12 protein-coding genes are annotated in these 15,456 nt (G+C 72.2%); 2 read left to right on the top strand and 10 right to left on the bottom strand.

Annotated features, from left to right (window positions below):
- Positions 1–63: 63 nt before the first annotated feature.
- The 9 genes from ACZ6CV_RS28185 to ACZ6CV_RS28145 all read right to left on the bottom strand — a co-directional run bounded on the left by ACZ6CV_RS28185 (position 64) and on the right by ACZ6CV_RS28145 (position 11,903).
- The gene (locus ACZ6CV_RS28185) at positions 64–1,017 is read right to left on the bottom strand and encodes a DUF5829 family protein (protein WP_469253445.1); all 954 of its coding nucleotides are present in this window, start codon (positions 1,015–1,017) and stop codon (positions 64–66) included.
- Positions 1,018–1,640: 623 nt separating this feature from the next.
- Complete coding sequence (locus ACZ6CV_RS28180) at positions 1,641–3,344, bottom strand: FAD-dependent oxidoreductase (protein WP_469253443.1); 1,704 nt, start codon at positions 3,342–3,344, stop codon at positions 1,641–1,643.
- Positions 3,345–3,373: 29 nt separating this feature from the next.
- The gene (locus ACZ6CV_RS28175; RefSeq protein WP_362369658.1) at positions 3,374–4,288 is read right to left on the bottom strand and encodes an AurF N-oxygenase family protein; all 915 of its coding nucleotides are present in this window, start codon (positions 4,286–4,288) and stop codon (positions 3,374–3,376) included.
- A 235-nt stretch (positions 4,289–4,523) separates the two neighbouring features.
- Positions 4,524–5,714, bottom strand: a complete 1,191-nt coding sequence (locus tag ACZ6CV_RS28170) for an MFS transporter (RefSeq protein WP_469253441.1) — start codon at positions 5,712–5,714, stop codon at positions 4,524–4,526.
- Entirely contained in the window at positions 5,698–6,306 is a 609-nt protein-coding gene (locus ACZ6CV_RS28165; RefSeq protein ID WP_469253440.1) for a GNAT family N-acetyltransferase, read from the bottom strand. Before ACZ6CV_RS28165 ends, ACZ6CV_RS28170 begins: the two co-directional genes overlap by 17 nt.
- Positions 6,303–7,463 carry a type III PLP-dependent enzyme gene (locus ACZ6CV_RS28160; RefSeq protein WP_469253559.1) on the bottom strand — a complete coding sequence of 387 codons (1,161 nt, stop codon included), beginning with the start codon at positions 7,461–7,463 and terminating at the stop codon, positions 6,303–6,305. Before ACZ6CV_RS28160 ends, ACZ6CV_RS28165 begins: the two co-directional genes overlap by 4 nt.
- Before the next feature lie 71 nt (positions 7,464–7,534).
- On the bottom strand, positions 7,535–8,854 hold the full coding sequence (locus tag ACZ6CV_RS28155) for a DUF6271 family protein (protein ID WP_469253439.1): 1,320 nt from the start codon (positions 8,852–8,854) through the stop codon (positions 7,535–7,537).
- Positions 8,836–9,876 carry a phytanoyl-CoA dioxygenase family protein gene (locus ACZ6CV_RS28150; protein ID WP_469253438.1) on the bottom strand — a complete coding sequence of 347 codons (1,041 nt, stop codon included), beginning with the start codon at positions 9,874–9,876 and terminating at the stop codon, positions 8,836–8,838. The genes ACZ6CV_RS28155 and ACZ6CV_RS28150 overlap by 19 nt, the downstream gene beginning before the upstream one ends.
- Positions 9,877–10,424: 548 nt before the next feature.
- Complete coding sequence (locus tag ACZ6CV_RS28145; RefSeq protein WP_469253437.1) at positions 10,425–11,903, bottom strand: esterase; 1,479 nt, start codon at positions 11,901–11,903, stop codon at positions 10,425–10,427.
- A gap of 467 nt (positions 11,904–12,370) precedes the next feature.
- Here ACZ6CV_RS28145 and ACZ6CV_RS28140 point away from each other — a divergent pair, with 467 nt between their 5' ends.
- Positions 12,371–14,146 carry a choice-of-anchor A family protein gene (locus ACZ6CV_RS28140; RefSeq protein WP_469253436.1) on the top strand — a complete coding sequence of 592 codons (1,776 nt, stop codon included), beginning with the start codon at positions 12,371–12,373 and terminating at the stop codon, positions 14,144–14,146.
- Between the two features lie 56 nt (positions 14,147–14,202).
- Here ACZ6CV_RS28140 and ACZ6CV_RS28135 read toward each other — a convergent pair whose 3' ends face one another.
- A complete protein-coding gene (locus tag ACZ6CV_RS28135) occupies positions 14,203–14,880 on the bottom strand; it encodes a L,D-transpeptidase (protein WP_469253435.1) in 678 nt (225 codons plus the stop codon).
- 131 nt (positions 14,881–15,011) lie between these two features.
- Between ACZ6CV_RS28135 and ACZ6CV_RS28130 the strand changes: the two genes are divergently transcribed.
- The gene (locus ACZ6CV_RS28130) at positions 15,012–15,437 is read left to right on the top strand and encodes a DUF779 domain-containing protein (RefSeq protein ID WP_469253434.1); all 426 of its coding nucleotides are present in this window, start codon (positions 15,012–15,014) and stop codon (positions 15,435–15,437) included.
- The last annotated feature ends 19 nt before the right edge of the window (positions 15,438–15,456 follow it).

The raw sequence follows: 15,456 nt of genomic DNA, 5'->3' as shown, positions 1-15,456 counted from the left end.
GTCGCCCGGGGTTGGCCCCGGGCAACCACCGCGTGCCCGACGAGCGGAGCGCTCCTTGCCGTCTTACTGCGCCCCGGCGAACGTCCACACGGCGCGGGCGCCCGGACCGACCGTGAGCGTCGACCGGCCGATCTGCTCCACGTGCCGCTGCTTGACGCTCTTGTTGAGCGCGAAGGTGATCTCGCGCAGGCCGGCGTCCGCGCGGGGCGTCGCGTCGAAGCGGATCGTGGTGCCGCCGCGCAGGGCGACCGCGCTGCCGTCCGGCAGGGTGCGGACCTCGAACCCGCCCGCCCGCAGCACCGGTACGGTGCTCGCGACGTCACGAGCCGTGGTGGCGAGCCGGATCGACGTCACGTCGCGCATCAGGTGGTCGCGGTAGTCGTCGTTGAGGTACCGCTCGCGCCCGACGTCGCCGGGGTGGGCGGCCGGCTCCGTCTTGGAGCGCGGGTCGGCGAAGTACTCCGGCCGGTACTCCATCGTCCAGGCGCCGAAGGAGTCGTACGCGTCGGCGGCGATGGCGAAGAAGCCGTCGAACCACGGCACCGGGACGCCGTCGCCGAAGTCGCGCGTCTGCTGGAAGTCGGCCGGGGTGACCCCGAGGTCGACGAGCCGCTCGCGCACCGTCGCCAGATCGCCCGCGCGCTCGACCGAGAGGCCCATGCCGCCGGCGCCGAACTCGCCGTCCTTGCCCGGCAGATCACCGACGCCGAACAGCTCGACGTAGGTCTCGCGGCCCATCAGATAGCGGCCGGTCCAGGTCTGGCCGTCGGAGCCGGTCGTGGTGCGGACCTGGAAGTTGGCGAAGTCCCGCAGGTAGGCGGAGTGCTCGATGGCGTCGGCGGTCTCGCGGTCGAGGACGCCGTACGCATGGTTGAAGAAGAGGAGTTGGCGGCCGGTCGCGGGCCGGTCCTCGCCGGCCGGCGCCGCCCACGCCCCACCCCCGGGGGCCCAGAGCAGCGCGGCGGCGAGCACCGCGACGAGGGCCATGAACGTACGCAACTTCCGGCGCAGCAGCATGCAGGCGATCGTAGGGCGGTCGGCGCCCCGGACGGGCGCCCTCCGCCGAGTTGGCCCCCGGACGGGTCATGGGTTAAAGTCGATCATGTGCTCGCCGCCGGAACGACGGTGCCGGGCCCGGCGTTGGTGGTCCAAGGAAAGGCGCCCCACTTCCTGTGGGGAGATGCAGGTGCAAGGCCTGCCCAGCGCTCGCGACGGAAGGCCCGGTCTCCCCAGGGAGACCGGGCCTTCTGCTGTCCCCACCGAATCCGCCTGGCCCCCGGGTCCGCCTGTTGCCCGGGGCGAGGCGTGGGGCACGTGTGGTGCTCCGTACTTCAATTGGTGTGCGCGGTGTGCTCGGGGTAGAGATGGAAAGGGGCCCTGCGCCCCTCGCCTTCCATGCTCCTACTGTCTTGGTGAACTCCCGCGCACCGAGGCCGTAGTTGAGGCGGGTCGGCCGCGCCGCACGGGGTGAGCCCGGCGCGGCCGGACCTGCACGGCCATTCGTCCGCGGTGGCCCCCTCCCCGGCGTACGCTGGCCGTACGGTCACCCGCCGAGCAGCATGCTCCTGCGGTCGCGGGAGGCGGCGGGGGCATGCCCGTCCCGCCCGTCCGAGAGGATCCGCGAGGGCGCGGGGTGGCCGTCAGCGCAGGAGGCCGCCGCGGCCCGCCCTCGCCGTGGAGACCAGCTCGTCCACCGTGGCCAGTTTGACCCGCGGGCGTCCCGTGCCCGCTCCCCGCGTGACCTCGGCCCGTTCGATGGCGGCCAGGCCGCGCGCGTCGACCACCTGGCGGTTGCGGCGCCGGGCCAGCCGGTGGAAGGCCTTCGCGGCGTGCCGAGGCGCCGGGAGCGTGCCCGCTACCGCGTCGGCGAGCAGGGTGGAGACCGTCTCCGCGGCGCAGGTGCGGTTGGCGCCGATGCCGCCGGTGGGGCCGCGCTTGATCCAGCCCACGACGTAGGTGCCCGGTTGTCCGGCGACGCGGCCGCCCTCGTGGGGCACGGTGCCGTTGCTCTCGTCGAAGGGCAGCCCGGCGACGGGCACCCCGCGGTAGCCGATGGCGCGCAGCACGAGGCCCGCTGCCACCGTCCGCTCCCCCGTGGCCGCGGTCACCCGGACCGCCTCGACCCGTTCCGTGCCGAGGAGTTCGGCGGGTTCACAGAAGAACCGCAGCACGATCCTTCGGCCCGGCGCGGGCGCCTGCTCCCAGTCCGGCCGGGAGCGCGGGACGCCGCGCAGGACCGCCGCCTTTTCGTGGGCGTCTGCGGCGTCGACGGCTTCCGCGACGCGCGGGTCGTGGTCGTCCACCGTCAGCTCCACGCCCGGCAGATGCTTCAGGGCCAGCAGCTCGGACCGGGTGTACGCGGCGTCCTCGGGACCGCGCCGGGCCAGCAGGACCACCTCGCGCACCGCGCTGTCGCGCAGGGCCCGCAGCGCGTGGTCGGCGATGTCGGTGCGGGCGAGGGTGTCCGGGTCGGCGAGCAGGATCCTGGCCACGTCGAGGGCGACGTTGCCGTTGCCGACGACGACCGCGCGCTCGGCCGACAGGTCGACGCCGTCCGCCGCCGCGTCCGGGTGGGCGTTGTACCAGGCGACGAACGCGCTCGCGGAGGTGCTGCCGGGCAACTCCTCCCCCGGTATCGCAAGGCGCCGGGCGGCCGATGCGCCGACGGCGTAGATCACCGCGTCGTGGTGGGCGGCGATCTCCTCCGGGGTGACGTCGGTGCCCACGTCGAGGCCGAGGTGCATGCGTACCCTCGGATGTCCGTGGAAGCGCGCGAACGTGTCGCCGACCTTCTTGGTCGCCGGGTGGTCGGGCGCCACCCCGTAGCGCACCAGGCCGCCCGCCACCGGCAGCCGGTCGATCAACGTCACCTCGGCGCTGGTGTGCAGCAGCAGATCCTGCACGGCGTACATCCCGGCGGGCCCGGTGCCGACGACGGCGACCTTGAGCGGGGCGAAGTCCGCGGGCAGAACCCGGGGGAAGGACGGCTCGCCCCAGACGTGGAAGTTCGGCCCCTGCCGGGCGGGTTCGGACGCCGACACGGTCTCGTTCTCGGACTCGGACTCGCGGGCGTCGTCCGCCGTACCCGTATCGCCGTCGTAGTACGCCGCGTTGATGGCGGCGTACTCCTGCTGTCCGGGCAGCAGGCTGTCCACCGGGAAGATCGCGTCGACGGGGCAGGCATCCGCACAGGCGCCGCAGGCGATGCACGTCTTCGGGTCGATGTGCAGCATCTCCGTGCTGCCGAACGCCCGCTCCTGCGGCGTGGGATGGATGCAGTTGACCGGACACACGGCGACGCACGTGGCGTCGCTGCAACAGGTCTGCGTGATGGCATAGGTCATGGTCGTCGGCTCAGCTCGCTCGGATCGGCTCAGATGAGGTGGGCGCGCTTGTAGAACGCCAGGGCCGGCTTGGTGAGCAGCCCGCACGAGGCGAGGAACTCCATGAGTCCCGAACAGCTGGACCGCATCATGGACTTGTGGTGCTCGTTGGCCTTCGCCTCGGCCAGCGCGCGCTCCTCGTCGAGTCCGGCGTTCGCGTACACCTTGCGGTTCACCATGCTGGTGACGATGACGTACGACGCGATGGCGATGACGAGGGCGTTGATCTGGCGCCGCGCCCGCCCGGCGCCCGCGAGCCGCTTGCGCGTCTGGTCGCGGGCGAACTTCATGTGCCGGGACTCCTCGACGACATGGATGTTGTTGATGGTGCGCACGAACGGCACGACCCGCTCGTCCCGCATCCAGTCGCGCTGCATCACGTCGAGGACCTCTTCGGCCACCAGGATCGCGGCGTACGCGGCCTCGCCGAAGGCCACCGACTTGAACGCCCGGCCCATTTCGACGGCCCACCGGCGCGGCCGGTAGGCGGGCGCGCCGAGCTTCTCGGCACCCCGGGCGAACATGATGGAGTGGCGGCACTCCTCGGCGATCTCCGTGAGCGCCCACTGCACCTCGGCGCTGGTCGGGTCCTTGGCGTAGACGTCGCGCAGCACCATCTGCTGCAGGATCATCTCGAACCAGATGCCGGTGCTGGCCACCGACGCCGCCTCCTGGCGGGTCAGTTCCTTGCGCTGCGCCTCGGTCAGCTCCTGCCAGTAGGCGGTGCCGTAGAGCGTGCACCACTCGGGGCTCGCGCCGTGGTACTCGCGGTCCAGCGGCGTCTCCCAGTCGACCTCGGTGGCCGGGTCGTACGCCAGCACGGCGGCCGAGTCCAACAGCCGCCGGGCGATGTCGCCCTCCGGTGAACCGCCCTGTGTGCTCGGCCGAACAGTGCTGCTTGCCATGCTGCGGCTCCCTTGGCTCTCGACGTCCGGGCAGCGGGCACGGCGCCGCGTCGCACGGCAGGCCGCGACCCCCTTGTTAGACGGAATGTATAACAAGGGGGCCGGGCGCGCCTACCCTCGGGTAAGTACGAGATGCGGCAGTGCAGGTGGGGCGGATGAGACGGTGCGGGCCGCCGAACGAGACCGCGCGCGGGATCGCGTGAGGGAGCCCGTACGAGAGAGCCCGCGCGGGCGCTCAGCCGCTCGTCGTCGCGGGCCACCGGATCCGCGTGCTGCACGCGGAGACGACGAGCGCCGACGCGGCGACGGCGGCAAGCCCCCACACGAGGCTGCTCGCGTGGGCGATGAAGCCGATGAGCGGCGGCCCGGCCAGCAGACCCGTGGTGCCCATGGCGGCGACCAGGGTCAGCGAGTCCGAGCCCTGTCCTGCCGCGGCCACATAGACGCACGGAGTGACGGCCGCGATGCCGAGGCCGACACAGGCGAAGCCGAGCAGCGCCGGCACCAGACCCCCGCTGAGCAGGGCGAGAGCCAGGCCCGCCCCCGCCAGCACGCTCCCGGACAGGACGATCCGGCCGTCGCCCCAGCGGCTGCGCCAGCCGTCGGCGAAGAGGCGGGCGACGACCATCATGCCCGAGACGACGGCGATGCCGAGGGGTGCCAGCTCGGCGGAGGCGTCGGCCACGTCCTTGAGATAGAGGGCGGACCAGTCGTTCATGGCGCCCTCGGTCACCGTGCCGAACGCCATGGCGACGCACATCCACAGCGTCATGCTGGACGGCACGGTCCACTTGCTCTTCGCCGGCGTGGCCGGCTGCCGCTCCTCCCCCGCCTCGGCGGTCTCCTTCGCGCTGTCCGCCTTCTCGGTGAGCAGCCCCGTCCGCGCGTACGCGACCAGCAGGAGCAGGAACGCCGCGGCCGCGGCGAAGTGCACGGCGACCGTCGACGTCACCGCGTTCATGCCGGAGGCGAGCAGCGCGGCGAGCAGCGAACCGCCGCTGAACGTGGCGTGCAGGCGGGCCATGGCGTTGCGCTCGTACCGGCTCTCCAGCTCGGCGCCCTGGGCGTTCATGGCGACGTTCAAAGCGCCGACGAGGACACCGTCGACGCACATGACGAGCAGCGCCACGGGGTAGTTGGGCGCCCCGGCCAGGGCCAGCAGGAGCAGGGCCAGGCAGAGCGCCGACAGGAGCGCGAGGCGCTGCGAGCCGAGGCGCCGCATCAACACCGCGACCAGGGGGAACGACACGGCCGCGCCGATGCCCGCGGCCATCAGGAGTACGCCGACCTCCGCGTCGCTCAGGTCGAGGTCCGCCTTGATGGCCGGGATCCGCGACGCCCAGGTGGCGTACTGGAAGCCGAGCGAGCAGAACAGCGCCGCGATCGCCAACTGGCTCCGGTGGAAGGGATCACGCAACCTGAGCACTCGTATCAGTCCACTTCTCGGTGTCCGTCGATGGTTCTGTCCCGCTCCGCGCCCGCAGGTCCGCGCCCGTGTTCGCGCCGGTGTCCGCGCCAGCGGGGATCGCACGCGCCATGTAGACCGCCGTCGGGCCGTATCCGGCGAGCGGCGAGCCCCCGCGCCGGGCCACGAAGCCGCGGCCCGCCCAGAACGTCTCGCTGCCGCCGACCGCGATCAGCGAGATCCGGTCGTAGCCCAGCGAGCGCGCCGTCGCCGTGAGGCGGCGCAGCAGGTGCCGCGCGAGGCCGCGGTGGCGCAGGTGTTCCGCGACGACGATGTCGTGCAGGTGCAGGTTGCCGGTGGTGCGGGCCGGTCCCCGTTCGGTGCCGCGCAGCTCCGGGTACTCGCTCTCCGGATACGGCAGGGCCAGCAGGTAGCCGGCCAACTGCCGCCCCGCGTCCAGCGCGAAGCACGTACTCGGGGACGCCCGTACGCGGGACTCCAGCGCGGGCCGCCCCTCCGACAGGCCGAGCGGGCCGTAGGCGCGGGACTCCAACGCCGTGATGGCGTCCCAGTCCCCCTCGGCGATGGGACGCACCCGTACCTCCTCGGTCATGCGCCCTCGCCCCGGTCGTCGACGCAGACGTACGGCAGCGGCCCGAAGCCGTTGAAACCCTGCGTCATGTAACTGGTCGCGTAGGCCCCGCAGGAGAGCACCCAGACCGGGTCGCCGGAAGCCAGCCCGGCGGGCACCTGGACCAGGCCGTCCTCGTGGGAGTACGCGTCGTCGCTGTCACAGGTGGGTCCGGCGACCACGGCGGACACCGACGGGGCGCCGGGATGGGTGGGGAAGACCAGGCGGTACTGCAACTGGTCCATTTCGTAGAGGCCGTTGAACTTGCCGCAGCTGAGGTAGAGCCAGTGCCGGCGCTCGCCGTCGGGGCGGCCGCGTGCGGAGAGCCGGGAGACGTGGGCGCGGATCGCGCCGTGGTCGGCGACGAGGTGCCGTCCCGGTTCCACGACGAAGCCGAGCCGGTGTCCGGGGATGTCGCCGAGGCGGGCCATGCCCTCGCGGATCACGGTGAAGATCTTGTCCATCGGCGGGTCGAGGGGCCTGCCGTGCTTGTCGTGGTAGCCGCGGGCGGGCAGGCCGCCGCCGAGGTTGACGTGGTCCAGGGACATCCCGCGCGCCGCGAGCGCGGTCAGCACGTCGGCGATGCGGTCGAAGGCGCCCTGCCAGGCGTCGGCCGTCATCTGCTGCGAGCCGACGTGCACGGAGAGACCGGCGGGTGTCAGGCCCAGGTCGCGGGCGGTCTCCAGGATCGTGACGGCGTCCTCGGGCGAGCAGCCGTACTTGTTGCTGAGCCCCCACAGCGCGCCCTCGCCGGTGGTCGCGAGCCGGCAGAACACCCGGCTGCCCGGGGCGTGCACGGCGACGGCCCGCACGTCCTCCAGGCTGTCGGTCGCGAAGTCCCTGATGCCGAGCCGGAACGCGTCGGCGATGTTCCGGTCGGACTTGACGGTGTTGCCGTAGTGCATCCGCTCGATCGGCACGCCGGCCCGCAGCGCCTGTTCCACCTCGGCGGGTCCGGCCGCGTCGACGCCGCAGCCGCGCCGCGCCAGCAGGGTGAGCACCTCGTCGACGGGGCAGGCCTTCATGGCGAACCGGACGGCCACGCCCGGAAGTTCGCGGAGCAGTGCCTCGTAGCCCTCCTCGATGCCGGGCAGGTCGAAGATGATCCGGTCCTCGGGGGCTGCGGCCAGCGCGTCCAGGAGGCGGGCGCCGTCCCGCCAGGGTGCCGGGGTGTGGTGCGGCTGTTCTCTCTCGTGGGTCGTCGTCGCGCTCACGCCGGGTGTCCCGCCGTCAGGGTGGGTCCCGCGTCCTTGCTCGCGCGCACCAGGGGCTGCCATGCCTCGGTGAGCAGGGCGAAGTCCTCGATGTCGCGGCGCGCCTCGTCGAGCAGGCGTTCGCGCCGGGTGGCGAGGTGGTCGGCGAAGTCGGCGTAGCGGCCGCCGAGCGAACGGTAAGCGGTGTCGATCCGGTCCAGTCGGCGGTGGTTTCCGGCCTGGTCGAGCAGGGCGCTCTCGCGGGCGAACCCGGCGATGACGTCGGGGCGGACCTGCCCCCGTTCGTCCAGGAGGGCTTCGCCGGCCGCGGTCATCCGGTCGTAGATGTGGTTGAAGTAGAGCATCGACAGGAAGAACTTCACGAAGCGCGTCTGGTACGCGAGGAAGCCGGCGTCGGTCCTGCGTTCCGCGGTGTAGTAGTTGACGATGTTGCGGTTGTGCAGGACGCCGGGGAGCGCGGCGTCGTGGACCAGGTGGATGAGGAAGTAGTCGCTGCCGATGGTGTCGGTCGCGGGCGGCAGCGGCACGCTCTCCTGCACGCCGTGGAAGCTGATGTTGCACATGTCGACGCGCATCGGGTCGACGAGGCCGAGCGTCGTGTGGTCGCTCACGAAGGGCTCCGTGCCCGCACCCCGGAACGAGTCCTCGACGAGGTCGCGCTTCTGGCTCTCGGACCAGTCGTCGGGTGCCCAGAGGCTGACCACGTCGTGGTACACGTCCGGGTCGAGCCGGCGGATCTCGCCGATGTCGACGGAGAGTTCGCCCACGAAGGAGCTGCCGACCATCGCCACCCGCTGGTGCGCGTGGCGCGGTTCCAGGGTGTTCTCGGTGACGCCGGGGGCGGCGTCGGCGGCGGGCCTGCCGAGCGAGGCGAGTTCGTGGTGGACGGGGAAGACGGGCTCGCCGTCGTGGGTCTGGTAGCGGCTGTCGGAGTCCCTGCGGTGGACGGACTCGCAGCCGAGGGCCGCGGCGATGAGGAAGGCGCGGTTGGTGCAGGCGCCGTAGGAGAGGCCGTTCGGGAGCATCAGGTCCAGCATGAGCTCCGGCTTGGCGACCTGGGCCGCGGCGATCACCCGGCGCAGGAAGGCGCGTTGCGCGGCCTCGTCCAGGTGGTGCACGACGACGCGCGGCACGTCGGGCAGCGCCTGGACGGCACGGGTGTGCGCGGCGTACGTGGCGGGGTCGGAGGAGTCGAGGATCAGCAGGTGGGCCTCGACGTCGAAGTGCCCGGCGGCGTAGGCCGCTTCCTCGCCGATCGCCGCGAGGGTGTCCGGGCAGGCCCGGTTGGTGGGCAGCGTCAGGCAGATGCGGCGCATGCGGCTTCCTCGTTCCAGGACTTGAGGCCGAGCAGCTTGGCGCCGAGTTCGTTGAGGGCGGCGGTGCCGTAGCGGAGCGACTCGTGCTTGTGCGCGTCGCCGAGGAGCGTGGCGTTCCAGTCGGGCGTGCTCAGGTCGCGCCAGGACTCGACGCGGGAGCGGCGCAGCTCCTCGTGGCCCTCCAGCGCGGGCATCATCGAGAGGTACTGGACCGCGCGGACGCCGTTCTCGGAGGTGTTGGGGGCGACCCCGTGCGCGAGCAGGCCGTTCCAGATCAGCAGGTCGCCGGCGCGCAGCTCCGGCCGTACGACGGGCATGTCGTCCCGGTCGATGGCGGGGCGGATGGGGTCGCGGCCGTCGGGCTGGAGGGCCTTCCACCGGTCGAAGCGGCGGAAGAGCTCGGGGCAGCACTGGAAGCCGCCGTGGTCCTCGCGGGTGTCGTCCAGGGCGATGATCCCCTGGACGCGCTGGGGCAGCACGCCGAGCGTGGTGTCGACGTCCCAGTGCAGGTTGATGTCGAAGCCGCGTTCCGTGGGCGCGATCAGGGAACGGGAGCGGTTCTTGACGTTGGGCGGGTTGAGGTTGAGCCGGTCGAGCGTCACCCAGAGCTCTTCGCAGTCCCATACGTCGACGAACGCGTCGTAGACCCGCTGGGTCTGCCTGCTGTCCCAGATCAGCTGGTGGTGGTAGGCCTCGACGAAGCCGTAGACGTGCAGCTCGCGGTCGAGGTCGGAGCGGAACTCGCGCTCCTCGTACCAGGTCTCCGGGCGGCCCCGGTCGAGCCCCTGGAACTCCCAGGCGAAGTCGAGCAGGTCCTTCGCGGCGTCGGCGGGTATCGCCTCCTTCACGACGACGTAGCCGTACGTCTGCCAGTGGGCGAAGTCCTCCTCCGAGAGGACGCGCAGAGGCCGGGTCTTCTGCAGGTCGCGCAGCTGGGTCTGCGCCAGGTACGTGTCGCCGTCGGCGCTGAAGTAGGGGACGTCGGAGGGGGCGCGATGGAGGTAGCGGTCGCTCGCTGGCATGTGGTGCTCCAAGGTTCGGTTCTGTCGTCCGGCGGCAGGACTCCACGCCGGGTCGGGCCACAAAGGGCCCGCCGGGGCAGCGCGTACTCACCCGCCCCCTGTCGAACTTGCGTACCACCAAAATGGACTAGACCAACTCTCCGTGTCAACAATTGAATTGGGCGTCTTGAGGGCCAAAAGGGCGATATTTACCCCGCGTTCACGCGCCCGCCATAAGGGGATTTGGCGAAGATTCCGCAGCTCAACTGCGGCCTACTGAGCGGTAGTTGGTCCAGACCAGAGGAAATGGTTGAGCGGTGAAGGGCACCGTGAAGCACCGCCCGGCGCGGGGGCGCCTTGGCGGGGATCACGGGTCGGCGGGAGACATGGGTCGGCGGGAGACATGGGCACGAGACGCAAAATGCCCCCTGCCGCATGCGTACGGAGCGCATGCGGCAGGGGGTACGTGCGGGGGCGGCCTCCGGACGCGGTGGTGAGCACGTCCCGCGCTGCTGCGGAGCCGCCCGCTCACCACCAGGCCCGGAGGTCTGCCCCTCAGGGCGTCGGCGTCACTCGTCGATCGCCGCGCCGAAGGCGGACCCGGTGGCCGGCGCCCCCAGCGAACCCGCGCCGTACGTCCACGAACCGGAGCCGGTCACGCCGCCCGACCCGGCGGAGAGGACCCACACCACGCCGTCCCCGGCGTTCTCACCGGGTGCGGCCGCGAGGAGCCCGAAACGGCCGTCGCGGTTCGGGTCCGAGAGCCGCACCTGACCGCCCCACTTGTCGCCCTTCTCGGGCGCGCCCGGGATGTCCGCGTCGTCCTGGTCCCACGACTTGGCGCCGGTGGCCGTCATACCGTTCTCCGAGCCGTTCAGGACCCACACCGCGCCCGCGTCCGCGACCGTCCCGATGTCCTCGCCGGGAGCGCCGATCGCGACGTCCGCGAAGCCGTCGCCGTTGGTGTCCGCCACGGAGAGGTCGGCACCCCAGCCGTCACCGCGCTCGGCGGTGCCGGGCACGCCGGCGGAGTCCTGCGTCCACCACTTGGCCTCCTCCAGCAGGCCGTCCTCGGTGCCGTAGCGCACCCCGACCTGGCCGCCGGTCATCGTCGCGCCGCCGTCGTCCGGGGAGGCCGGCTCGCCGGTCACCAGGTCGTCGTAGCCGTCGTTGTTGATGTCACCGGAGGCGGTCGCGGGGCCGCCCTTCAGGTCGTTCTTGTACGTGAGGCCGTCCGCGCCGCCCGCGAACTGCACGGACAGACCGCGCCCCGGATCGTCGCCCCCGGTCAGTCCGGAGACGATGAGGTCGGCGTAGCCGTCATCGTCGTAGTCACCGGTGGTCAGCGACTTGGGCCGGAAGCCCTCCGCCGCGGCGGACGCGGCGAGCCGCTCGCCGGCCTGGCGGCGCAGCGGCGCCCGCTCGCCGGGCTGCGGCGCGGGCTCGTAGGCGAACAGCTGCATGTGGTCGCGGTCCAGGACGGCGAGCTCGTCGCCCGGCGTGACCCCGGAGAGGTGCGCGGCGGCGAGGGCTGAGCCGAACTGCGCGCCCGCGGCGGGCTCCCCGGCCTGCAGCCAGTCGCTCGCGGTGCCGGAAAGACCTGTCTTGGAGCCCCACAGGACGGCGACCCCGCCGGCGTCCGCCGTGGCGTCGAGGTCCTCGCCGGGGATGCCGATGACCGCGTCGTCGTATCCGTCGCCGTCCAGGTCGCCGGTGGCGACGGCCCTGCCGAAGGCGTCGCCCGCCTCCGCGGCGCCGGAGACACCGGCCGTCGACTGGCTGAACCGGGCGACGTTCGTGGTGCCGATGCCTCTGGTCGAGCCGTACTGGACCGTGACCAGTCCCGCGCCCTTGGCACCGCTCACCGTCGCGCCGGGGGCGCCGACCAGCACGTCCTCGTACCCGTCGCCGTTGAAGTCGCTGTTGCGGTCGTCGGCGTGGGTTCCCCCAGGCGTGCCGGCGAGGGCGGAGGGGGCGGCGGCGATACCGGCCCCGGTCAGCAGAAGGAACGATGCCGCGGCGAGGGCGGCCGAACGGTTCTTGCGCACGAGCGGCTCCTGAGAATGAAGGTGGCCGGGCAGGCGCGGGGGGTGTCCGGAAAGGGCCCGTTCCTTGTCCGGCGCCCTGTTCGACACGGGATGCGGCACGAGGGTTGTACGACGTGCCGGAGCTCCTTGCGCGCCCGGACCACGTTGATGCGGACGCTGTAGTCGCCGTACGTCATCTGCATGAGGGCGCGTGGTACGGGGCCCGGGAAGCGGACGGGCCCGCCCCGGATGCCTGCGGGACGGGAGCGGGTGTCTGAAGGGTGCGCCGGATGTCGGCGGAACCCGTCCCCGATGGCTCCGGGACCCGTCCCGTATGGCGCAGTACTCGTCCTTTGCAGTGCTCTTCGTTCGGGGCACGGACGGCTTCAGCGGTCGCGCCCGCCGATCGTGCGAGCCTCCTCGACGTCTCTGTGATCACGTGAGGAGCTGATGTGCGCGCAACCTTCCCCTCCCTCATCCCGTCCGGAATGAGGTACCTGTGTCTCCTCGGCGTCGTCGCGGGCGGTGGCCTGTCGGCCGTGCCCGCCGCCGCGCACTCCTCCCCGCACCCGGGGCACGCCCCGGCCGGGTCCTTCGTGGCCGCCGCCCAGCCCCTGCCGGGCGGGCTCGGCCCGTGTGTGCCGGGCACCTGCCCCGACGGCGGCTATCCGCCCGTCAACAACGACCGGATCAAGTACCGCGACAACGCCGTCAACGTCTATGTCGGCGAGGACTTCCTGGTCCGCGGGCGGGCCGCGGAGGCCGAGGGCCGCGTGGTGGTCCTGGGCGACTTCGACCAGAACAAGACGGCCGGGGCCAGCAGCGTCTACAACGTCGGCGAGGCCGGCGTCGGCTCCCGGGTGGCACCGCCCGTCGGCGCGGACTGGCTCACCACCGGTGGCGACGTCACCGTCGCGGGCGGGCAGCGGCTCCTCGCCGAGGGCGGCGTGGTGCGGCACGCCGGCGATGCCTCCGGCAGGATCGTCGGCACCCTGCGCAAGGACCCCGACGCCGCCACCCCCTATGTCCGGCTGCGGGACGAGCTGACGGCCGCCAGCCAGTGCTACGCCCACCCCGACGGCGGCACCCGCACCCCCACGGGAACGGTCCGGCACTCGGGCGGCGAGACCCTCTTCCGCGGCGACAACAGCTCGGATCTCCAGGTCTTCAACGTCGACTTCGACCTGATGGGCGGCAACGGCGGCCAGGAGGGCATCCGCTTCGAGGGGATCCCGGACGGCGCCACGGTCCTGGTCAACATCCTCGGCGCGAACCGCACCATCAACACCTACAGCGGCACCATCGACGACAGCAGCGGCCTCAACAAGCTGCGCACCCGGCTGCTGTGGAACTTCCCCGACGCGACGTCGGTGGAGGTCAAGGGCACCGGGCAGTTCCAGGGCAGCATCCTGGTCGGCCACCAGAAGTCGAACACCACGGTCAGCGTGCCCGGCATCAACGGGCGGTTCTTCACCACCGGCTCACTCACCCACACCAGCTCGGCGTCGGGCGGCGGCGGGCAGGAGTTCCACAACTACCCCTTCGACGGCGACCTGCCCGACTGCGCCACGGCGCCCACCACGGGCCAGGTCAAGATCGTCAAGAAGGACGAGGACAGCGGAGAGCCGCTCGCGGGCGCCGAGTTCGAACTATGGCGGGAGACCAACGGCGACGACGGCCTGCAGACCGGCGGCGCCGACCCGGACACGAAGGTGGGCAGCCGCTGCGTCACCGAGAAGCCGGGCACGTGCGCGTCGAGCGTGCCGCTCGGCACGTACTACTGGCGCGAGACCAAGGCCCCGGCAGGTCACGTCCGGCCCGACCCGAACGTGTTCGGCCCCCTCGAACTGACCGCGGCCAACGCCGAGGAGGGCGTGACGGTCACCGCCACCAACAAGAAGAAGCCGACCGTCGAGGAAGGCAGCGTCACCGTCGTCAAGAAGGACAAGAAGACGGGCAAGCCGCTGGCGGGCGCCGTCTTCCAGCTGTGGCGCGAGACCAACGGGCGCACGGGTCTCCAGACGTCCGGGGCGTCCCGTGACACCCTCGTCGACGCGGGCTGCGCCACGGACGGCCGGGGCCGGTGCGCGTACCGGGGCCTCGACCTCGGCTCGTACTACCTCAGGGAGACGGCCGTGCCCGACGGTTACGTCCTGCCGAGGAACAGGGTCAGCGGGCCGCACAAGGTGACCGCCGGCAACGCCGCCAAGGGCGTCACCGTGACGCTCACCAACCAGCGCGGCGGCGGCAAGAAGGGGAAGTGACGCACGCGGCCGTGGGCGCGGGCCGCGTGGTTTCCGCGCACCGGGTACGGGTGATGTCAGCTGCCCGTACCCGGTTTCGTGCCCCAAAGGTAGAGGCGGTCGCCCTTCAACAGCAGGTCGTACAGGCGCCTCGCGTCGTTCATGGCGAGGTTGACGCAGCCGCCCGACCCGGACGAGAACAGGTCCTTGCGGGTACCGTGCAGGGCCTGGCCGCCGTTGAAGAACTGGGCGTACGGCATCTCGACGTCGTAGAGCGTCGAATAGTGGTCGCGGTGCTTCCAGTAGATGCGCTGCCAGCCGCGACGCGTCTCCAGACCGTCCCGGCCGGTGCGGATCGGCACCGGGTCGAACACCAGCCTGCGGCCGCTCTGGGACCACAGGATCTGCCGGGTGAGGTCCACACAGGTGATCCGGTACGGCCTGACGGGGCAGGCCCGCCGGGCCGCGGGGTCGCGCCGGATCCGGTCCGCGAGGACCAGGCGGTACGTCCGCAGGGTCGCCCGCCCGTCCGCCGGACGGATGCCGAGCCGCTGCTGGAGGCGGCGGATGGCCGCGCAGTCGGCGGGCGACTGGCGTCCGTCGACCGGCAGCCGCAGCTCCCGCTCCAGCTCGCGCTGGTAGGGCGCGGTGCCCGCGCGGCACGGCGGTTCGGCACCCCCGGCGGAGGCGGCGGACGCGTGCGGGGCGGGCACGGCCAGGGACAGGACGACGATCGACGAGAGGAGCCAGCGCATCGCCCCAGCTTCACCGCCGCACGGCCGCGACCCGGGCGACACGGCACGACAAGCCCACGATTGGTCCATCGGGGATCCTGCGCCCCCGCCGTGCAACCCTGTTGCAACGTGGCTGGAGGAAGAGTGATCCCATGGACCGTCATGAGACCAAGGACAGCCGGGGTGTTGACCCCCGCTGTGTCGATCCCCGGGTCGAGCTCACCCCGGCGGCCGCCCGGCTCCTGCGCAAGCTGCGCGAGCAGCACGGGCCGCTGATGTTCCACCAGTCCGGCGGCTGCTGCGACGGCAGCGCCCCCATGTGCTACCCGGACGGCGAGTTCCGCACCGGCGACTCCGACGTGCGCCTCGCGTCGCTGGCGGTCGAGGGGGTGGCCGAACCCGTCGCGTTCTGGATGTCCCGGAGCCAGTACGCGGTGTGGAGCCACACCCGGCTGATCGTGGACGTCGTGCCGGGCCGGGGCAGCGGCTTCTCGCTGGAGGCCCCGGAAGGCGTACGTTTCCTCATCCGTTCCCGGCTGGTCGGTGCGGAGCCACCGGCATCTGGTGAACTCCATTGACTGCTGGGACAGTTGGTCC

The organism is Streptomyces sp. NPDC041713, assembly GCF_055591085.1.
This window is presented reverse-complemented; position numbering and strand designations above follow the sequence as displayed.

Bases quoted from the DNA above. Each gene is read 5' to 3' on its own strand.
- ACZ6CV_RS28130 (WP_469253434.1), top strand. From the start codon at position 15,012: ATGGACCGTCATGAGACCAAGGACAGCCGGGGTGTTGACCCCCGCTGT.
- ACZ6CV_RS28140 (WP_469253436.1), top strand. From the start codon at position 12,371: ATGAGGTACCTGTGTCTCCTCGGCGTCGTCGCGGGCGGTGGCCTGTCG.
- ACZ6CV_RS28175 (WP_362369658.1), bottom strand. From the start codon at position 4,288: ATGGCAAGCAGCACTGTTCGGCCGAGCACACAGGGCGGTTCACCGGAG.
- ACZ6CV_RS28185 (WP_469253445.1), bottom strand. From the start codon at position 1,017: ATGCTGCTGCGCCGGAAGTTGCGTACGTTCATGGCCCTCGTCGCGGTG.
- ACZ6CV_RS28165 (WP_469253440.1), bottom strand. From the start codon at position 6,306: ATGACCGAGGAGGTACGGGTGCGTCCCATCGCCGAGGGGGACTGGGAC.
- ACZ6CV_RS28155 (WP_469253439.1), bottom strand. From the start codon at position 8,854: ATGCGCCGCATCTGCCTGACGCTGCCCACCAACCGGGCCTGCCCGGAC.
- ACZ6CV_RS28180 (WP_469253443.1), bottom strand. From the start codon at position 3,344: ATGACCTATGCCATCACGCAGACCTGTTGCAGCGACGCCACGTGCGTC.
- ACZ6CV_RS28150 (WP_469253438.1), bottom strand. From the start codon at position 9,876: ATGCCAGCGAGCGACCGCTACCTCCATCGCGCCCCCTCCGACGTCCCC.
- ACZ6CV_RS28135 (WP_469253435.1), bottom strand. From the start codon at position 14,880: ATGCGCTGGCTCCTCTCGTCGATCGTCGTCCTGTCCCTGGCCGTGCCC.